Consider the following 15,484-nt stretch of genomic DNA (forward strand, 5'->3'; position numbering starts at 1 on the left):
ATGACGCGGTTGAGGTGGGTGTGCACCAGGTTCAGGCCCGGTGAGGTGCCCCAGTGGCCGAGCAGCCGGGGCTTGATGTGCTCGGGGCGCAGGGGCTCGGTCAGCAGCGGATTGGCCATCAGGTAGATCTGGCCGACGGCCAGATAGTTCGCGGCACGCCAGTGGGCGTCCAAGGCTGCGAGTTCTGCTGCGGGAATCTCGTGCGACGACATGGCTCCTCCGGAACGTCACGGTCGTTCCCTGCAGCCTGTCTCCGCCCGGGGCCCGTTGGGTAGGGCCGGCCGGGCGACCGCCGGGGCCGGACGGCCCCCCGTGGCCCCCTGCGACGGTACTCCCGGGGCCGCTCCTGCCCCGTTCCCGCCCGGACGCCGGGCCCGACGTCCGAGCCGGCAGCCGGAGAGCCGTGAGGGTGGCGCGGCACGACGGCCGCCGGGGCTCCCGCCCGGCCCCAGTGCCCACGGGAAGGTGCCTTCTCCAGTCGTCCGGACGGGTACCGACATGCCTGCTCGTCGCAATATCTGCGCCGGCTCGCATTCCCGGGGCCAGGATGGGCGCATGCGGAAGTCGCGGACGTGGCGCAGGACGCTGCCGGGGGTCGCGGTCGTGACCGGGTACAGCAGGTCGTGGCTGCGCGGTGACCTCCTCGCCGGGCTGACGGTCGCCGCCTACCTTGTGCCGCAGGTCATGGCGTACGCGGGGCTCGCCGGGCTGCCGCCGGTCGCTGGACTGTGGGCGGCGCTGGCACCCCTGGTGCTCTACGCGGTGCTGGGATCGTCCCGGCAGATGTCCGTCGGTCCGGAGTCGACAACCGCGCTCATGACGGCGACCGCGGTCGGGCCACTGGCCGCGGGCGACCCCGGGCGGTACGCGGTCCTGGCCGCGGCGCTGGCGGTGGTGGTCGGCCTGCTGGCCGTGGTCGCCTGGGCCGCGCGGGTGGGATTCGTCGCGGACCTGCTGTCACGGCCGGTACTGGTCGGCTACCTGGCGGGTGTGGCGATGATCATGATCGTTGATCAGCTGCCGAAGCTGACGGGTGTACCCGTGACGGGTGCCGCGTTCTTCCCCCAGGCAGCGTCTTTCGTCGCGCACCTGCCGCAGGCGCAGCCGCCCACCGTGCTCATGGGCGCCTGCGCCCTCGTCTTCCTTTTCCTGGTGAGGCGCTGGGCTCCGATGGCCCCCGGCCCACTGCTGGCGGTGGTGTTCGGCACGGTCGCGGTGTCCGTCCTCGGACTGCGCGGGCACGGTGTCGCCGTCATCGGGGAGGTGCCCTCGGGCCTGCCCAGCGCGTCGCTGCCGGAGCCCGACGACCTGCCGAGCCTGGTCCTGCCGGCAGTCGGTGTGCTGCTGGTCGGCTACACCGATGTCATCCTGACGGCCCGGGCCTTCGCGGCACGTGCCGGACACGGCCTCGATCCCAATCAGGAACTGCTGGCGCTCGGCGCCTCCAATCTCGGAGCGGGTGTGCTGCACGGCTTCCCAGTGAGCAGCAGCGCCAGCCGGACCGCGCTCGGGGATCAGGCAGGCAGCCGCAGCCAGGTGTACTCCCTGGTGGCCTTCGTGGCCGTGGTGAGCGTGCTGCTCTTCCTGGGCCCGCTGCTGTCCGGCCTGCCGGACGCGGTGCTCGCCGCGATCGTCGTCTTCGCCGCCTGCCGGCTGATCGACCTGCCCGGTTTCCGGCGGCTGGCCGGCTTCCGACGCCGTGAGTTGCTGCTTGCCCTCGCGTGCCTGCTCGGTGTGCTCGTCCTCGACATCCTGTACGGCGTACTGGTGGCCGTGGCGCTGTCGGTCGCCGAGATGCTGTCCCGGGTGGCCCGTCCGCACGATGCGATCGAGGGCCTCGTCCCCGGACTCGCCGGGATGCACGACGTGGACGACTATCCGCGGGCCCGCACGATTCCCGGCCTGCTGGTCTACCGCTACGACTCGCCGTTGTTCTTCGCCAACGCCGAGGACTTCCGTCGCAGGGCCCTCGACGCGGTCGACGCCCAGGACAAGCCAGTCCGCTGGTTCGTGCTCAACACCGAGGCCAACGTCGAGGTCGACATCACCGCACTGGACGCGGTGGACGCTCTCCGTCGCGAACTGATCGACCGGGACATCGTGTTCGCGCTCGCCCGGGTCAAGCAGGACCTGATGGACGACCTGGACGCCTACGGCCTGACCCAGGCGGTAGGGCGGGACCGCGTCTTCCCGACACTGCCGACCGCCCTGTCGGCGTACGCCGCCTGGGTGCGAGGACGGCAGGACAGCGCCTGAAAGCGCGGCTGCGTTCGCGGTCCCGGGCCGAACCGTTTGACCGGGAAAGCCGGTCGGCCGTCCGCTGCGACGGGACCACCCCTGACCCCGCATGTATCCCCGGCGACTGCCACTACCTGACCGGAAGAGCGTTCGATACCTTCCCGATGCCGCTATGTTGAGAAGCGGAGAGACCCCCCTCCCGTGCCTGATGGAGGAATCCATGGGGATGGAGCCCGACAAGGGTGAGCAGCGCCTGCCGCGGCTGCAGCTGGACGAATTGCTGGACGAGTTGCAGGTCCGTATCGATGCCGTGCGCGGGACGCGGGACCGTGTGCACAGCCTGCTGCAGGCCGTGCTGTCTGTGGGGCGCGAGCTGGATCTGTCGCAGGTGCTGCGCCGGATCGTGGAAGCCGCAGTCGTGCTCGTGGACGCGGAGTACGGCGCGCTCGGCGTGATCGGTGAAGACGCGACGCTGTCGCAGTTTCTCACGGTGGGGATCCCGGGCGATCAGGTCGAGTCGATCGGCCCACTGCCTTCCGGTCACGGGATCCTGGGCGAGCTCATCCGCCACCCCGAGCCTCTGCGGCTGGCGGAGATCTCCGAGCACCCGGCCTCGTACGGCTTCCCGGCGGACCACCCGCCGATGCACTCCTTCCTGGGCGTCCCGATCCGGGTCCGCAACGAGGTGTTCGGGAACCTCTACCTGACCGAGAAGCGCGGCGGAAAGGAGTTCGACGGCGAGGACGAGGCCGTGCTGTCGACGCTCGCGGTCGCGGCAGGTGTCGCGATCGACAACGCCCGGCTGTACGAGGAGGCCCGGTCCCGGCAGCGCTGGCTGGAGGCCAACGCGGAGATCACCGCCAGTCTGCTGTCCGGCGCCGAGGAGTCGCGGGTGCTGGAGCTGATCGTCGAGCACGGCCGGCGCATCCTGGGCGCGGACCTCGGCGCGGTGGCCCTGCCGGTCGAGGGGACGGGCGACGTCCGGATGGCCATCGCCACCGGCATCGACGCCGCCACGCATCGAGGACTCGTTCTGCCGCGTGAGGGGTCGTTCGTAGGGGCCGCGATGGCGCAAGGCGAACTGATCACCAGCTGTGAGGTGGGGCGGGACCCCCGCGTCACAGCGGGGCCGCCCCGGTTCGACGGCCTGGGGCCCGCGGTGGCCGTTCCCATGAGCACCCCCCACGGCGTTCGTGGGGCGCTGCTGCTGGCCCGCGCTCAGGGCGAACCGAACTTCACCGAGATCGAGACGGCCCCGCTGACGGACTTCGCGGGATCCGCCGCGCTGGCCATGGAACTGGCGGAGCGACGCCGCTCCGCCGAGCAGCTGGCCCGGCTGGAGGACCGCGACCGCATCGCCCGCGACCTGCACGACCTGGCCATCCAGCGGCTGTTCGCGACGGGGATGACGCTCCAGAGCGCGGTCCGCTTCGTCGACCACCCGCAGGCCAGCGAACGGCTGCTGCGCGCGGTGGACGACCTGGACGAGACCATCAAGATCATCCGATCCACGATCTTCGGGCTACGCGCCCACGACGCCGGGCCCGGGCGCAAGGGCCTGCGCGTGCGGGTCGCGGGCGAGGTGGAACGGGCCGTGCCCACGCTCGGCTTCACCCCGGCCCTGCGTATGGAGGGCCTGATCGACACCGACGTACCGGCCCCCGTCGCCGAAAACGTCGTCGCCGTACTGGGCGAAGCGCTGTCGAACACCGCCCGGCACGCCGAAGCCAGCTCCGCGGAGGTGTCCCTGGTCGTCGCCGACGGCGACGTCACCCTGACCGTGACGGACGACGGCATGGGCATCCCCGACCGCGGACGCCGCAGCGGTCTGGACAACCTCGCTGAGCGGGCCCGCGCACTGGGCGGATCGTTCACCGCCGGCACAGGCGCCGGCGGCGGAGCGCTCCTGCGGTGGCGGGTACCGCTCGACAGGTAGGCGTCACCGCAGCCCCTCCAGGACCTCCGCCGCCGGCCTGCGGGGACTCGCCGCTCCCTCGGGACCGTAGCCGAGCCTGATGAGCATCTGGACGTGGACCGGTCCGCTGCCGGTACTGCGCAGCTCCCAGCGTAGGTCCGGCCACTCCAACGCCTGGTGCAGCAGCGACGCCCGCAGCCGGTGCGTCGTGGCGACCAGCAGTACGCGTTCCAGTGCCTGACCGGCCCGAAGCCAGTCTGCGGGCCGGTCGTCGGCAGTGGACAGGACGGCGATGAGCGGGCGCTGTTCGAAGGCGGCGGCGGGCACATGGTTCTCGGGTCGAAGCCCGGAGAAGTCGCGGACGGGCAGCCGACCCGAGGAGTCCAGCGGGCCGAGGACTGCGGTCGGCAACCCGTCCCGCGCGCCGTCGCGGATCCAGCCGCGGCTCTCGGTCCGGCGCGCGGCGTCGGAGGCGTCTCGTCGTTCGGCTTCCGCGGTCAGCTCGAGCAGCCTCTCCGTCTCGTCCGCGTCCGGCAGGTGCAGCGCCGCGCCTTCGGTGCGCGCGGAGTCCGTCAGCTCGGCGAGGACGGGTCCCGGTGGCCGGTGGGCCGAGAACGGGGAGCGGCTGCTGTGCCGGCGCCACAGCGCCTGATACAGGTCCCCGCGGTGCTCCGCAGCGGCGCGGGGTGGACCGGCCAGGCGTACGGAGGCCAAAAGGTCCGGCTGTGCCGGCACCGGCAGCAGCCGGACGACCGGTTCCCAGCCGAGGTGTGCGCTCGCGACGCGCAGATTGAACACCGCGGCGCCGACGGACAGATGCACGGCCCGGCCCATCGGGTCGGCCTCCCTCAGTCCCCGCTCACCCGCGGCCCGCACAAAAAGCGTGGCGGTCTCCGGCTCCAGCCGGAAACGCCACGGCTGACTGTTGTGGAACGACGGTGCCGCAACCGCGGCGGAGATCAGCTTCTCCAGGACCACCGCGTCGAGAACCGAAGTCGCCATGGCACTCTCCCTCCACCCGGAACCTGTCTCAAGGTTCCGGCCGGGCCGTGCCGGACGGTAGGGGCCGACCGGACCGGAGCGAGGGGCCACGTGGCCCGATCTCAAGGACGGGGCTCGGTGCCCCCCGTGCCCGTACCCTGGTGCTGAGTGGCGAGGACGGCGGCCTGAATGCGGCGTTCGACGCCCAGTTTCGCGAGCAGCCGGGAGATGTGGTTCTTCACGGTCTTCTCCGACAGGAACAGCCGGCTGCCGATCTGGCGGTTCGTCAGGCCCTCACCGATGAGTTCGAGAATCTCCCGTTCCCGCGGGGACAGTGCGGCCAGCGTCACGTCCTCCTGGCTGGTGTCGGGGTCCTCCTGGTGGCGCAGACTGCTCATCAAGCGAGCGGTGGTGGCCGGGTCGAGCATCGACTGGCCGGAAGCCACCGTCCGCACGGCGGAAATCAGGTCGGCCCCCTTGATCTGCTTGAGGACATAGCCCGCCGCACCGGCCATGATGGCATCCAGCAGCGCGTCGTCGTCGTCGAACGACGTCAGCATCAGACAGGCCAGTCCCGGCAGGCGGGAACGCAGTTCGCGGCAGACCGCGATACCGTCCCCGTCCGGGAGACGCACATCGAGGACCGCCACATCGGGGCGCAGGGCCGGACCCCGCGCCAGCGCGTGGTCCACCGACCCCGCCTCCCCGACCACTTCGATGTCCGGCTCCGCGTCGAGCAGGTCGTGCAGACCACGCCGCACCACCTCGTGGTCGTCGACCAGGAACACCCTGATCGGCGTCTGCGGTGTGAACTCCCCTGCACCGGTCATCCCGGCCCCCTGCCCTGTGTGGCGTTCCGTCCCGACGATCGTCGCCCATGAGCCGTACGCGCACCAGGGCCGAACGGACCCAAGAAGTCAGGGGGATCGGCCCGCACGGCCCCTGCGGTCTGCCATTTCGGCCCCTGCCGCGTTCGGCCGGCCCCGTGCGATCGTCGCGGTACGAGACAAGGGGGCGTGGCCATGGACGCGACGACGGTGCTCTGGCGTCAGCGGCGGAATCCGCTCCGGCGCCGATCGGACGTTCTCGCAGCGTGGACGGGGGTCGCGGCAGCCTTTCTGATAGCCGTCGGAGCACCGGCGGTGGGCGCAGTCACCGCATTCCGCGCGGAGGATTCCGCACTCCGGCAGGGACAGGACATGCGTCGGGTCGCCGCCGTGGTGACCAAGGACGCCCCCCATTCCGTGCCGAACGCGTACACGGGCTCCCGCGGCAAGGTCGAAGCACCCGTGCGATGGGCCGCTCCGGATGGCTCGGTGCACACCGGAAGCGCCCGGGTGGACTCGGACAGCCCGGCAGGTTCGATCACCGTTGTCTGGGTCGACCGGGGCGGTCGGATCCAGCAGGTGGCCCCGCCGACTCCCGGGCAGGCGCGGGTACAGGCGGTGGTGTCGGGAATCTACGGGGCCGTCGGAACGAGTGCGTTGCTCCTGGCGGGCCGTTGGGCAGTGCGGCTGCGAATCGACAGGCGTCGCGCCGATGCCTGGGACCGGGAGTGGTCAGAGGTCGAACCTTCCTGGGCACACCGCCGGGCCTGAACGCTCCTGCCGGTGTGCCACCGGTAGCGGCATTCAGTCGATCGGAATGAGAACCACGGGGCAGTGCGCGTGATGGAGCACCGCGTGTGTCACGGGGCCCATGCGCATTCCCAGTGGGTCGCCTTGCCGGCGCCGGGCGCCGACGACCAGCACGTCCGCCGACCGGCTCGCCTCGACCAGAGCGGCGGCGGCCGGGCCGGGGACGGTGTGTACCCGCACCGCGACGTCGGGGAACTGCTCGGCCTGCTTGGCCGTCGCGAACCGGGCGAGGTCCTCGTGCTGACGGGCCTGGGCCGGCACGTCCTGCCGCGGTGAGACCGGCCACTGACCCATCCGTACCAGCGGGCGGGTCCATGTGTGCAGCACCCTCAGGCGGGAGCCGCGCCGCGTGGCCTCTTCGAAGGCGAAACGGACGGCCCCGGCATCACCGTCGTCCTTGAGTCCGAGCAGCACCTTGTCGTGCCGCAGCCCGCGTCGCGCGGCCGCATCCTCACTGCGGACCACCAGCAGGGGGCCCGCCGTACGGGCGGCCACCCGAAGTCCGACCGAACCCAGGAGCAGTCCGGCGAATCCACCGAGACCACGCGTGCCGATGACCGTCAGCGACGCGGTCCGGCTCAAACGGGCCAGCGCCGTCGCCGCCGGTTCGGCCGACAGCTCTCGCGCGATCGGCACGCCGGGGCGACGGTCGGTCACGCGCAGGGCGGCCAACTCCAGGAGGCTGCGGGCCGCCTCGACGGGCGGACGGTCGCGGTCGGCCTGCAGACCGAAGCCGACCGTGGCCGGATCGACCCACGGCAACCCGTGCACGATGCGGAGAGCCGCCGACCGCAGATCGGCTTCGTCCGCGGCCCGGTCGAGAGCCCTGGTCGCCGAATCCGAGCCGTCGACGCCGACCACAACCTCCTCGGGAGACTGGTGGGCCTGCTGGTGTTCGGCATGGGGTCCGGTCATCTCGGCCTCCTGTGACGGACGTTCTCACCTGTTCTGTGCCGCACTCGAGGACCTGCTGCCCGGTGCCGGTCCCTCAGCCGATCACGATGCGCCGCCCGGACACCGTGCCCGGAGTGATCGTGAGCCACAGGTTGCGGCCGCTCCCGGCCCACGGGCCGGTGCGGGCCCGTTCAGCCAGACGTCGCACGCCTGCCGGGTCGGTGACCGTTCGGGCGACACCGCGGATCAGCACGCTCCAGCCCTGGCCGAGCATGTCGTCCACGTGGTCGGCCTCGAACGCGCACCTGGTTCCCGACACCGCCGCGGGGGTGGCCCCCGGGTGGGTGCGAAACGCGATGGTGCCGTCGACGACCGTGTAGTTGACCGGCAGGATCGTGAGTCCCTCGGGCATGAGCAGGCCCACCCTGCCCACCCCGTGTGTGGACAGCAACTCCCAGCACTCCTGACGGCTCAGATCGACCAGCTCGGCGCCCCCGGCCGCCTGCCCGCGGCCGAGCGGCGGATCGGCACTCCCGCTCAACGCGGCAACGCTGGTGTCCAGCGCCGCGGCGAGATCCCGGAGCTCCGCGCCGTGCGGGGCAGCGGTGGGTTCGAGCTCCACGTACCGAAGGTGGTCGGGAGCCATCCTGGCGCGCGCGGCCGTCTCCTCCCGCGATAGGCCGAGTTCGTGACGGCGCAATGCGATCCGCCGCCCGATGTCACCGGCACCCGCCGGCGGTGTGGTGGAGTGCTCCGCCATGACCGATCACGTCCTTCCTCGGTGCTCGGTGGGCCTCGGCTCCCGACGGCCGGGGCGGAATGCCGCGGCCCACCGAGCACACCCTTGAGTGGCTCCCTCGGTGCTTGCCAGGACACACTCCACGTACCCCGGACCGCAGGTGCGGGAGACCGGACTCACGGCGGCGGGCCGCTTCCATCGCTCTGTCAGTGGAAGCAGGGGTTCCCTCTGCCAGGATCACGGGCGGCAGTCGTGCGCCGCATGGGCCTACCGGGTCCGTTTCCGAGGCTGTCCGGGCCTGCCGGCACCCCGTTCCCGGCACATGGCGACCGGTGGCTTCGAAGTCGCCGCACTCGATGCAAACCAACCGGACACGAGCTTCGGCGGGAAAACACGGCAGCCAAGCGCCGGCCACGTACCGGTGCTGTGCGCGTACAAGGACAGAGGCCACAGCCCCCGCGAGCTGCCGGGCGGGCCGGTCCTGGGCATCCGCCCGAGTACCGCGAGGAGACGCTCACTCCGAACGAGAGCAGCACCCGGTCATGGTCACCGATGGAGGCCAGAGGATCGGTCGCATCATCGGGTGACCGCAGCGGTTGATCCGCCGCCGGCCACCGGCGCCGGTGGCCGGCTCGGTCGCGCGCCGGACACCCGTACGGGCACAGGGTCGCAGCTGGACGAGGGCGGGCCTGCCGGAACCACTCCGGATCGCCGTGCGCACCCGCCACTGGGCTCGACGGCCGGCCGGCGTGCGCCTGACCTGTCCCGCCGGCCGGGCGCGGAAGACCCCAACAGAGGACGGGCCTGGACCGGTCGACGCCCGTCCGTGGAGCGCTCGGAATCATCCGGTCGACGAGCTTCTGCCTGCGCACTCGCGTGCGACCGGCGACGCAATGGGCAGCGGCCCGCGGCGGGGCGACGTCGTTCGGCCCGGCCCGGCCCGGCCCGCTGCTCCGTCCGCGGCACCTGCCGCATGGGCCACCCGGTCCCACGAACAGGACCAATCGCCCCTCCCGGCGTCCGGACGGAACGCGGTGTGCTGGATAGCAGGGCATGGCGTCCTGGGAGGCACGAGACGCGGCGGCACCGATCCTGCCTCCGCATCCGAGCGTGCCGCCCTTCACGCGGTGCAGTGCCGCTGCATCCCCGACGCCTGGACGGCACCACCCAAGGCCATCCAGGTCCTCGATCCTCGTCAGGGAAGGCATCATGAAGATCTCCGCATTCATGAACGCGCCCGTGGCCACGGTGTCTCGCGGCGCAACCGCCCGGCAGGCCGCCCTGCGGATGCGGGACGCGGCGGTCGGCTCGGTCCTCGTCACCGAGGCGGACCAGGTGCTCGGCGTCGTCACCGATCGCGATCTCGCGGTGCGGTGCCTCGCAAGCGGCGGTGACCCGGACACACCGGTCTCGGAGCTGATGTCGGCTCCCGCCGTGACGGTGGACATCACCGACGACGTCTCCGCCGCCTATCGGGCCTTCCGCAGGTCCGGCGTGCGGCGACTGCCGGTGGTGGACGGCCACCGGCTTGTCGGAATGGTCACCGTCGACAACCTCTTCCTCGACGTCTTCCAGCGCCTGACCGACCTGCTGGCACCGACGGCCCGTACGGTGCTGAAGGACCCGCCCGACCCCGAAGGCATGCAACCGGCAGCTGCCGCGGCACTGGCATGCCACGGTTGACCCGCCGGACAGGGAGCGACGCCGTGCACGGCGGCACCACCGAAGGAGCCACCGCCACAGGGCACCGTGGACTGTCCCAGCGGGAGGCAAACGAGCTGCTGGCCCTGCACGGCCCGAACCAGGTTTCTCCGAAGCCGCCGCCCGCGCTGTGGCGGCGGGCCTTCCAACAGCTGCGGGATCCGCTCATCGTCGTCCTGCTGGCGGCCGCGGCCCTGACCCTCGCCACGGGCGACCTTCCCGACGCCGGGGTCATCCTGCTCGTCATCACCGTCAACACCACCGTCGGAGTCGCTCAGGAGGTCAGGGCCGAGCATGCCGTAGCCGCCCTCACCGCGCTCAGCGCGCCCTCCGCCCGCGTCGTACGCGACGGCACGGAGCTGCGAATTCCCTCCGCGGATGTGGTGCCCGGCGATGCCGTGCTGCTCGGCGAGGGGGACATCGTGCCCGCGGACGGCGAGGTGACCGAGGCCGCCGCGCTGCTCGTCGACGAGTCGTCCCTCACCGGGGAGTCCGTCCCCGTGGAGAAGGGGCCGGGGCAAGAAGGCGGCACGGCACGAGCGGGGACCGTTGTGGTGCGGGGCCGCGGCCGGATGCTGGTCACCGCCACCGGCGAGGCAAGCGCGATCGGCAGGATCGCCTCTCTGCTCGCTGCCACTCCCGGCTTGACGCCGTTGCAGCGCCGGCTCGCCGGCTTCGGCCGTGCACTGGCCGCTGTCATCGTCGTTCTGTGCGCGGTGGTCCTCGCTCTCGGACTGCTGCGCGGGCAGCCCGTGGAACTGATGGTCGTGGCCGCGATCAGCCTGGCGGTGGCGGCGGTCCCTGAGTCCCTCCCTGCCGTGGTCACCCTGGGATTGGGCCTCGGCGCACGTCGGATGGCCGCCCGCCGAGCCATCGTGCGTCATCTGCCCGCCGTCGAGACCCTCGGATCCGTCACGGTGCTCGCCACCGACAAGACCGGCACCCTCACCGAGGGCAGCATGGCCGTCGAACGGCTGTGGACCCCGGTCGGGGAGGCCGAGGTACGGGGCAGCGGCTACGACCCGGCCGGACAGGTACTGCGCGACGGCAATCCCGTCGGCCCGGACGAGGCTCCCGATCTGGCGAACCTGCTGCGCGCGGCGATGCTCTGCAACGACGCGTCCCTGGAACCTCCGTGCGGCCGGGACGAGGACATCGCTTGGCACGCCCTGGGCGATCCCACCGAAGCCGCACTGCTGGTGGCCGGTGGCCGGCTCGGCCTCGACCGCTCCGACCTCGGCCGGTGGTCCCCGCGGGTCGCGGAGGTGCCCTTCGACAGCTCCCGCAAGAGGATGACGACCGTGCACGGCAGGTCGGAGGGCGGTCTGCTGGTCGTATCCAAAGGAGCGCCCGAGGTCATGATCCGGCCGGAGGTCCTGCACGACGGTGCCCGGCTGCGGGACACGGCGGCCGAGCGTGCGGAGCAGTTGGCCCGTGACGGCTACCGGGTACTCGCCGTCGCCACGGCCGTCCGGCCCCGTACCGGGGGCACCACGACGGCGGTGTGGGAGGACGACTCGATGTCCCTGCTCGGACTGGTCGCCATCCTCGACCCGCCCCGCCCAGGAGCCGCCGCTGCCGTCGCCGCCTGCCGTGACGCCGGTATCAAGCCGATCCTCATCACCGGCGACCATCCCCTGACCGCGCGAGCGGTCGCCACCCGGCTCGGCATCACCGGCCCGGCGGCCGGAGACGAGGCCACCTCGGGTGAGCACCGCGGGGCGGCCATGACGGACCTCACCGCCGCGCGCGTCCATGCCCGGACGACCCCGGAGCAGAAACTCGGAATCATCCAGGCCTGGCAGGCGGCAGGCCACGTCGTCGCCATGACCGGAGACGGCGTCAACGACGGTCCCGCGCTGCGCCAGGCCGACATCGGTGTGGCGATGGGGCGGCGCGGCACCGAGGTCGCTCGTCAGGCCGCTGACCTCGTGCTGTCCGACGACGACTTGGGAACTGTCGTCGCGGCCGTCGAGGAGGGTCGCAGGGTGTACGCGAACGTGCGGCGCTTCCTGCTCTACGGGCTGTGCGGGGCAGTGCCGAGATCCTCGTGATGCTGCTCGGTCCCTTCGTGGGCATGGCGTTGCCCCTGCTGCCCGCTCAGATCCTCTGGATCAACCTGCTCACGCACGGACTCTCCGGCGTGGCTCTCGGCGCCGAACCAGCGGACCCGGCCGCCATGCACCGGCCTCCCCGCCCACCGGGCGAGAGCGTGCTCGGGGCGGGACTCTGGCCGCGAATCCTGCTGCTGGGGTGCTTCGTCACGGCTGTGACCCTGCTCACCGGAATCTGGGCCCGCGAGACCGGGCGGCCCTGGCAGTCCATGGTCTTCCTCGTTCTCGGCGCCACCCAGCTGGGTATCGCCCTGGCGTCCCGAGCTCGTCACGGTTCGCTGGACAACCCCTTCCTGCTGGTGGCCGTCACCACCGCGCTCGGGTTGCAGATCGCCGGTGTCTGCCTGCCTCCGCTGCCTGTGCTGCTGGGCACGGAACCCGTCTCGGCGGGGGACCTCGCCATCGCCTGCAGCCTGTCCGTCCTGGGATACCTGGCGATGCGCCTCCAAACGCGGCTGTTTCCGGCCCGCTGAATGAACCCGGGCCCCGCGGGGCCTGTGGCGAGCGGCCGCTGTGCCGCCGTGCGGCCGGGACCCGGGCGGACTGCCCGCGGCAGAGCCGCTCAGGAGGCGAGCCTGTCGAATCCCGAGGTGCGCCAGGTACGGCCGTCGGGCAGGACGGCGAGTGCCTCGTACCCTTCCAGCGATTCCAGCCAGTCGCGGGATTCCTCACCCCGTGCGAAGGCCGCGGTCGCGTAGGCGTCGGTCATCGTCAGGCGGGATCCGACGACGGTGACCGAGGCGAGCCCCGCGGCGGCAGAGCCGTCATGGGGATCGAGGATGTGGGCGCCGCGTTCCGCGGTGCCCGAGGTGGCGACGGCCAGGTCTCCGTTCGCGATCACGACTGTGGCCAGCTCCGCGGGACTCAGCGGATGGGCGACACCGATGCGCCACGGTGTTCCGGAGGCGGCCTGGCCGCGGACCTGGATGTCACCGCCGCCGTTGACACAGGTGTGGCGTGCGCCGGCCTCGTGGAGCAGCCGGGAGGCGTTCTCGGTGGCCCAGCCCTTAACGATGCCGGAAGGGTCGAGGGTGCCGTCCGCCACGGCACTGAACCAGCCCTCGGTGTCGCGGTTCGCCCGGGCGCACAGCGAGAGCACCTCGTGAACCTCGGACGGGCAGTCGGCCAGGCGGATCTCGTCGCGGCCGAGCCTGCTGACGGCGCTGTCGTGCCGGTACGTGGAGAACACCGCGTCCACGGTGTGCAGGTGGCGGACGGCCTCGCCGAGGGCACGGTGGATCGCGGTGGTGGGCCTGTCCCGGATGTCGAAGGAGAAGACGGTGCCCATGACGTGCTCGACGTGTCGCAGACCCTGCTCAGTGTCACGCACGGGCCTGGTCCAGAGCGCTCTGCAGGGACTGGATGTAACCCTGGCTGGTGTAGCTGGCGCCGGACACCGCGTCGATGTGGGCGCTTTGGGCGCCCAGTGCCTCCTGGGTCAGGCGCGGCAGGGCGTAGAAGGCGATCTGCTGGTCGCGGCCGTTCTCGTCGGGTGCCTGGAGGACCCGGACAGCGGTGATCTTCCCTCCGGTGAGGGTGGCAGCCACCTGGACCGTCCCGTATCGCGTGTCGATGGGAGCACCGGTGAAGGTGCCACTGGTGGCAGCGGTCCCGCCCGAGGCCGCCTGTTGTCCGGCCGGCGGTGCGGAAGAGGTCGGCAAGGGGGCCGCCGGAGCGTCGGCCAGAGGAGCCGGATGATGGGGTTTGAGGGAGAGCAGCGCAACGATCAGGGCGCTGGTCCCGGTCGTGGTGAGGACGGCTCGGCGCACGGCGGTTCTCCTCAGAACGCGAACGACTCGTGGTGGATGCGGCGCGCCGGCACGCCGGCCTCGCGCAGGGCCCGGACAGCGGCTTCCGCCATGGGCGGGGGGCCGCAGAGGTAGACGTCGTGGTCGGCCAGGTCGGGAACGAGACCGGTCAGCCCCTGTGCCGTCAGGGGTGAGGAGTACCGTTCCGGGGTGTCGACGACGTAGTGGACGGTCGCGCGACGGCGCTCGGCTATCGCATCGAGTTCGCCGCGCAGCGCGAGGTCTTCGGGGCGGCGTGCCCGGTAGACCAGTGTCACCTGGCCCGGCAGGGTCTCGAACAGGGCCCGCAGAGGTGTGATGCCGACGCCGCCCGCCAGCAGCAGCACCTTGGCCGCGGTGCGGCGGTTCGCGGTGAAGCCGCCGTAGGGGCCTTCCGCCCAGACACGGGTGCCGGGGGTCAGCCGGGCCAGCGCCCGGCTGTGGCCGCCTGCCGCCTTCACGGTGATGCGCAGGTGCCGCGGGTGGGCGGGGGCGGACAGGGAGTACGGGTTTGCGGTCCACCACAGGCCGCGGGCGAGGAAGCGCCAGCGCAGGAACTGCCCCGGGACGCCACCGAGTTCGTCCAGGTGCTCACCGCCGAGGTGGACGGACACGACGCCCGGCGCCTCCGGCCGGACGGCGACGACCTTGAGCCTGTGGCGCAGCCCGCGCCGGACGGGGACGGCGAAGCGGTACCAGGCGACCAGGGCGGCGACACAGAGGTACAGCGCGTACCAGGCGGCCTGGGCGGCCCGGTTGCCGACGAAGTCGGCGCCGTTGGAGAGCTGGTGGCCGAAGGAGAGGAAAACCGCCAGGTAGGTGAGGAAATGCAGGTAGTGCCAGGTCTCGTAGCTCATCCTCCGGCGGGCCGCACGGGCAGAGAGGACCGCTGTGGCGAGGAACAGCAGAAAACCGGCCGTGCCCTTGAGCAGGTCGGGATAGTCCAGGACCAGGGTCGTGGTCTGCCCCACGAGGGAGCTGTGCGAGGCCAGGGAGTAGCCCCAGATGATCAGCAGGGTGTGGGCCAGGGCCAGCGACACGGTGCAGCGTCCGCCCCACGCGTGCCAGCGGGCGAGCCGGTCGGTACCGACACCGTGGTCCACGAGTGGGACCCGGGCCATCAGGGCGAGCAGGACCGCGCATGCGTAGCCGGCGAGGAGCCCGGTGATGCGGCCGGCACCGGTCAGCCAGCCCACCGCGCCGACGACGGAAGTGGTGTCGCTCCACCACAGCATCAGGGTCCCGGCGGCACCCGCCCAGATGGCGAGCGGCGCGAGCACCGGGACGATGCTGCGGGTCGGCCGCCGGTGCTGCACGTGCCGGCCCTCGTATGTGGCACTCGTGGATGTCGTGGCCATGGAGTTCCCTGGGGCTCGATCGGGTGTCGGCGCGCCCAGCATCACCACCGAACCTCTGCGTACCCTCTGAACCGGGGGCCGCAGCGCCGTTTCAGAGGAAACTCAGAGGCTTCCCCCGCC

At 72.0% G+C, this 15,484-nt stretch carries 14 protein-coding genes; 6 read left to right on the plus strand and 8 right to left on the minus strand.

Going from position 1 to position 15,484, the window contains the following annotated elements; all coding sequences use genetic code 11:
• A partial coding sequence (locus ACIP9H_RS37370) for a hypothetical protein (protein ID WP_401963424.1) occupies window positions 1-212 on the minus strand: 212 nt, incomplete at its 3' end.
• A gap of 343 nt (window positions 213-555) precedes the next feature.
• On the opposite strand from ACIP9H_RS37370, the gene ACIP9H_RS37375 reads away from it, so the two are divergent.
• Window positions 556-2,256 (plus strand): SulP family inorganic anion transporter, encoded by a 1,701-nt coding sequence (locus tag ACIP9H_RS37375; protein ID WP_401595436.1) that lies wholly within the window; start codon window positions 556-558, stop codon window positions 2,254-2,256.
• 202 nt (window positions 2,257-2,458) lie between these two features.
• Entirely contained in the window at window positions 2,459-4,174 is a 1,716-nt protein-coding gene (locus ACIP9H_RS37380; RefSeq protein ID WP_401595439.1) for a GAF domain-containing protein, read from the plus strand.
• A gap of 3 nt (window positions 4,175-4,177) precedes the next feature.
• On the opposite strand, the gene ACIP9H_RS37385 is transcribed toward ACIP9H_RS37380, so the two are convergent.
• Together ACIP9H_RS37385 and ACIP9H_RS37390 are read right to left on the minus strand one after the other, a co-directional pair.
• Window positions 4,178-5,155, minus strand: a complete 978-nt coding sequence (locus ACIP9H_RS37385; RefSeq protein ID WP_401595442.1) for an Acg family FMN-binding oxidoreductase — start codon at window positions 5,153-5,155, stop codon at window positions 4,178-4,180.
• 101 nt (window positions 5,156-5,256) lie between these two features.
• On the minus strand, window positions 5,257-5,964 hold the full coding sequence (locus tag ACIP9H_RS37390) for a response regulator (protein WP_401595445.1): 708 nt from the start codon (window positions 5,962-5,964) through the stop codon (window positions 5,257-5,259).
• 192 nt (window positions 5,965-6,156) lie between these two features.
• Here ACIP9H_RS37390 and ACIP9H_RS37395 point away from each other — a divergent pair, with 192 nt between their 5' ends.
• Window positions 6,157-6,732, plus strand: coding sequence for a hypothetical protein (locus ACIP9H_RS37395; RefSeq protein ID WP_401595448.1), 576 nt, complete (start codon window positions 6,157-6,159; stop codon window positions 6,730-6,732).
• A 33-nt stretch (window positions 6,733-6,765) separates the two neighbouring features.
• On the opposite strand, the gene ACIP9H_RS37400 is transcribed toward ACIP9H_RS37395, so the two are convergent.
• On the minus strand, window positions 6,766-7,686 hold the full coding sequence (locus ACIP9H_RS37400; protein WP_401595451.1) for a universal stress protein: 921 nt from the start codon (window positions 7,684-7,686) through the stop codon (window positions 6,766-6,768).
• 73 nt (window positions 7,687-7,759) lie between these two features.
• Window positions 7,760-8,287, minus strand: a complete 528-nt coding sequence (locus ACIP9H_RS37405; RefSeq protein WP_401963427.1) for a pyridoxamine 5'-phosphate oxidase family protein — start codon at window positions 8,285-8,287, stop codon at window positions 7,760-7,762.
• A gap of 1,326 nt (window positions 8,288-9,613) precedes the next feature.
• On the opposite strand from ACIP9H_RS37405, the gene ACIP9H_RS37410 reads away from it, so the two are divergent.
• The 3 genes from ACIP9H_RS37410 to ACIP9H_RS37420 are packed head-to-tail and all read left to right on the plus strand — an operon-like array spanning window position 9,614 to window position 12,692.
• The gene (locus tag ACIP9H_RS37410) at window positions 9,614-10,087 is read left to right on the plus strand and encodes a CBS domain-containing protein (protein WP_401963429.1); all 474 of its coding nucleotides are present in this window, start codon (window positions 9,614-9,616) and stop codon (window positions 10,085-10,087) included.
• Between the two features lie 23 nt (window positions 10,088-10,110).
• Window positions 10,111-12,159: a cation-translocating P-type ATPase gene (locus ACIP9H_RS37415; protein WP_401963431.1), complete on the plus strand. Its 2,049-nt coding sequence runs from the start codon at window positions 10,111-10,113 to the stop codon at window positions 12,157-12,159.
• Complete coding sequence (locus tag ACIP9H_RS37420; protein ID WP_401595463.1) at window positions 12,132-12,692, plus strand: cation transporting ATPase C-terminal domain-containing protein; 561 nt, start codon at window positions 12,132-12,134, stop codon at window positions 12,690-12,692. Before ACIP9H_RS37415 ends, ACIP9H_RS37420 begins: the two co-directional genes overlap by 28 nt.
• Before the next feature lie 89 nt (window positions 12,693-12,781).
• Here the strand turns inward: ACIP9H_RS37420 and ACIP9H_RS37425 are convergent, their stop codons facing one another.
• The 3 genes from ACIP9H_RS37425 to ACIP9H_RS37435 are packed head-to-tail and all read right to left on the minus strand — an operon-like array spanning window position 12,782 to window position 15,364.
• A complete protein-coding gene (locus tag ACIP9H_RS37425; protein ID WP_401595466.1) occupies window positions 12,782-13,549 on the minus strand; it encodes an FAD:protein FMN transferase in 768 nt (255 codons plus the stop codon).
• A complete protein-coding gene (locus tag ACIP9H_RS37430; protein ID WP_401595469.1) occupies window positions 13,542-13,988 on the minus strand; it encodes an FMN-binding protein in 447 nt (148 codons plus the stop codon). Before ACIP9H_RS37430 ends, ACIP9H_RS37425 begins: the two co-directional genes overlap by 8 nt.
• Window positions 13,989-13,999: 11 nt before the next feature.
• Window positions 14,000-15,364: a ferric reductase-like transmembrane domain-containing protein gene (locus ACIP9H_RS37435; RefSeq protein WP_401595472.1), complete on the minus strand. Its 1,365-nt coding sequence runs from the start codon at window positions 15,362-15,364 to the stop codon at window positions 14,000-14,002.
• Between the last annotated feature and the right edge of the window lie 120 nt (window positions 15,365-15,484).

The organism is Streptomyces sp. NPDC088732 (genome assembly GCF_044751205.1).
Classification (GTDB): domain Bacteria; phylum Actinomycetota; class Actinomycetes; order Streptomycetales; family Streptomycetaceae; genus Actinacidiphila.

Excerpts from the sequence above, each read along its gene's own strand:
- ACIP9H_RS37380 (WP_401595439.1), top strand. The coding sequence starts at position 2,459 with ATGGGGATGGAGCCCGACAAGGGTGAGCAGCGCCTGCCGCGGCTGCAG.
- ACIP9H_RS37400 (WP_401595451.1), bottom strand. The coding sequence starts at position 7,686 with ATGACCGGACCCCATGCCGAACACCAGCAGGCCCACCAGTCTCCCGAG.
- ACIP9H_RS37375 (WP_401595436.1), top strand. The coding sequence starts at position 556 with ATGCGGAAGTCGCGGACGTGGCGCAGGACGCTGCCGGGGGTCGCGGTC.
- ACIP9H_RS37410 (WP_401963429.1), top strand. The coding sequence starts at position 9,614 with ATGAAGATCTCCGCATTCATGAACGCGCCCGTGGCCACGGTGTCTCGC.
- ACIP9H_RS37390 (WP_401595445.1), bottom strand. The coding sequence starts at position 5,964 with ATGACCGGTGCAGGGGAGTTCACACCGCAGACGCCGATCAGGGTGTTC.
- ACIP9H_RS37395 (WP_401595448.1), top strand. The coding sequence starts at position 6,157 with ATGGACGCGACGACGGTGCTCTGGCGTCAGCGGCGGAATCCGCTCCGG.
- ACIP9H_RS37435 (WP_401595472.1), bottom strand. The coding sequence starts at position 15,364 with ATGGCCACGACATCCACGAGTGCCACATACGAGGGCCGGCACGTGCAG.
- ACIP9H_RS37385 (WP_401595442.1), bottom strand. The coding sequence starts at position 5,155 with ATGGCGACTTCGGTTCTCGACGCGGTGGTCCTGGAGAAGCTGATCTCC.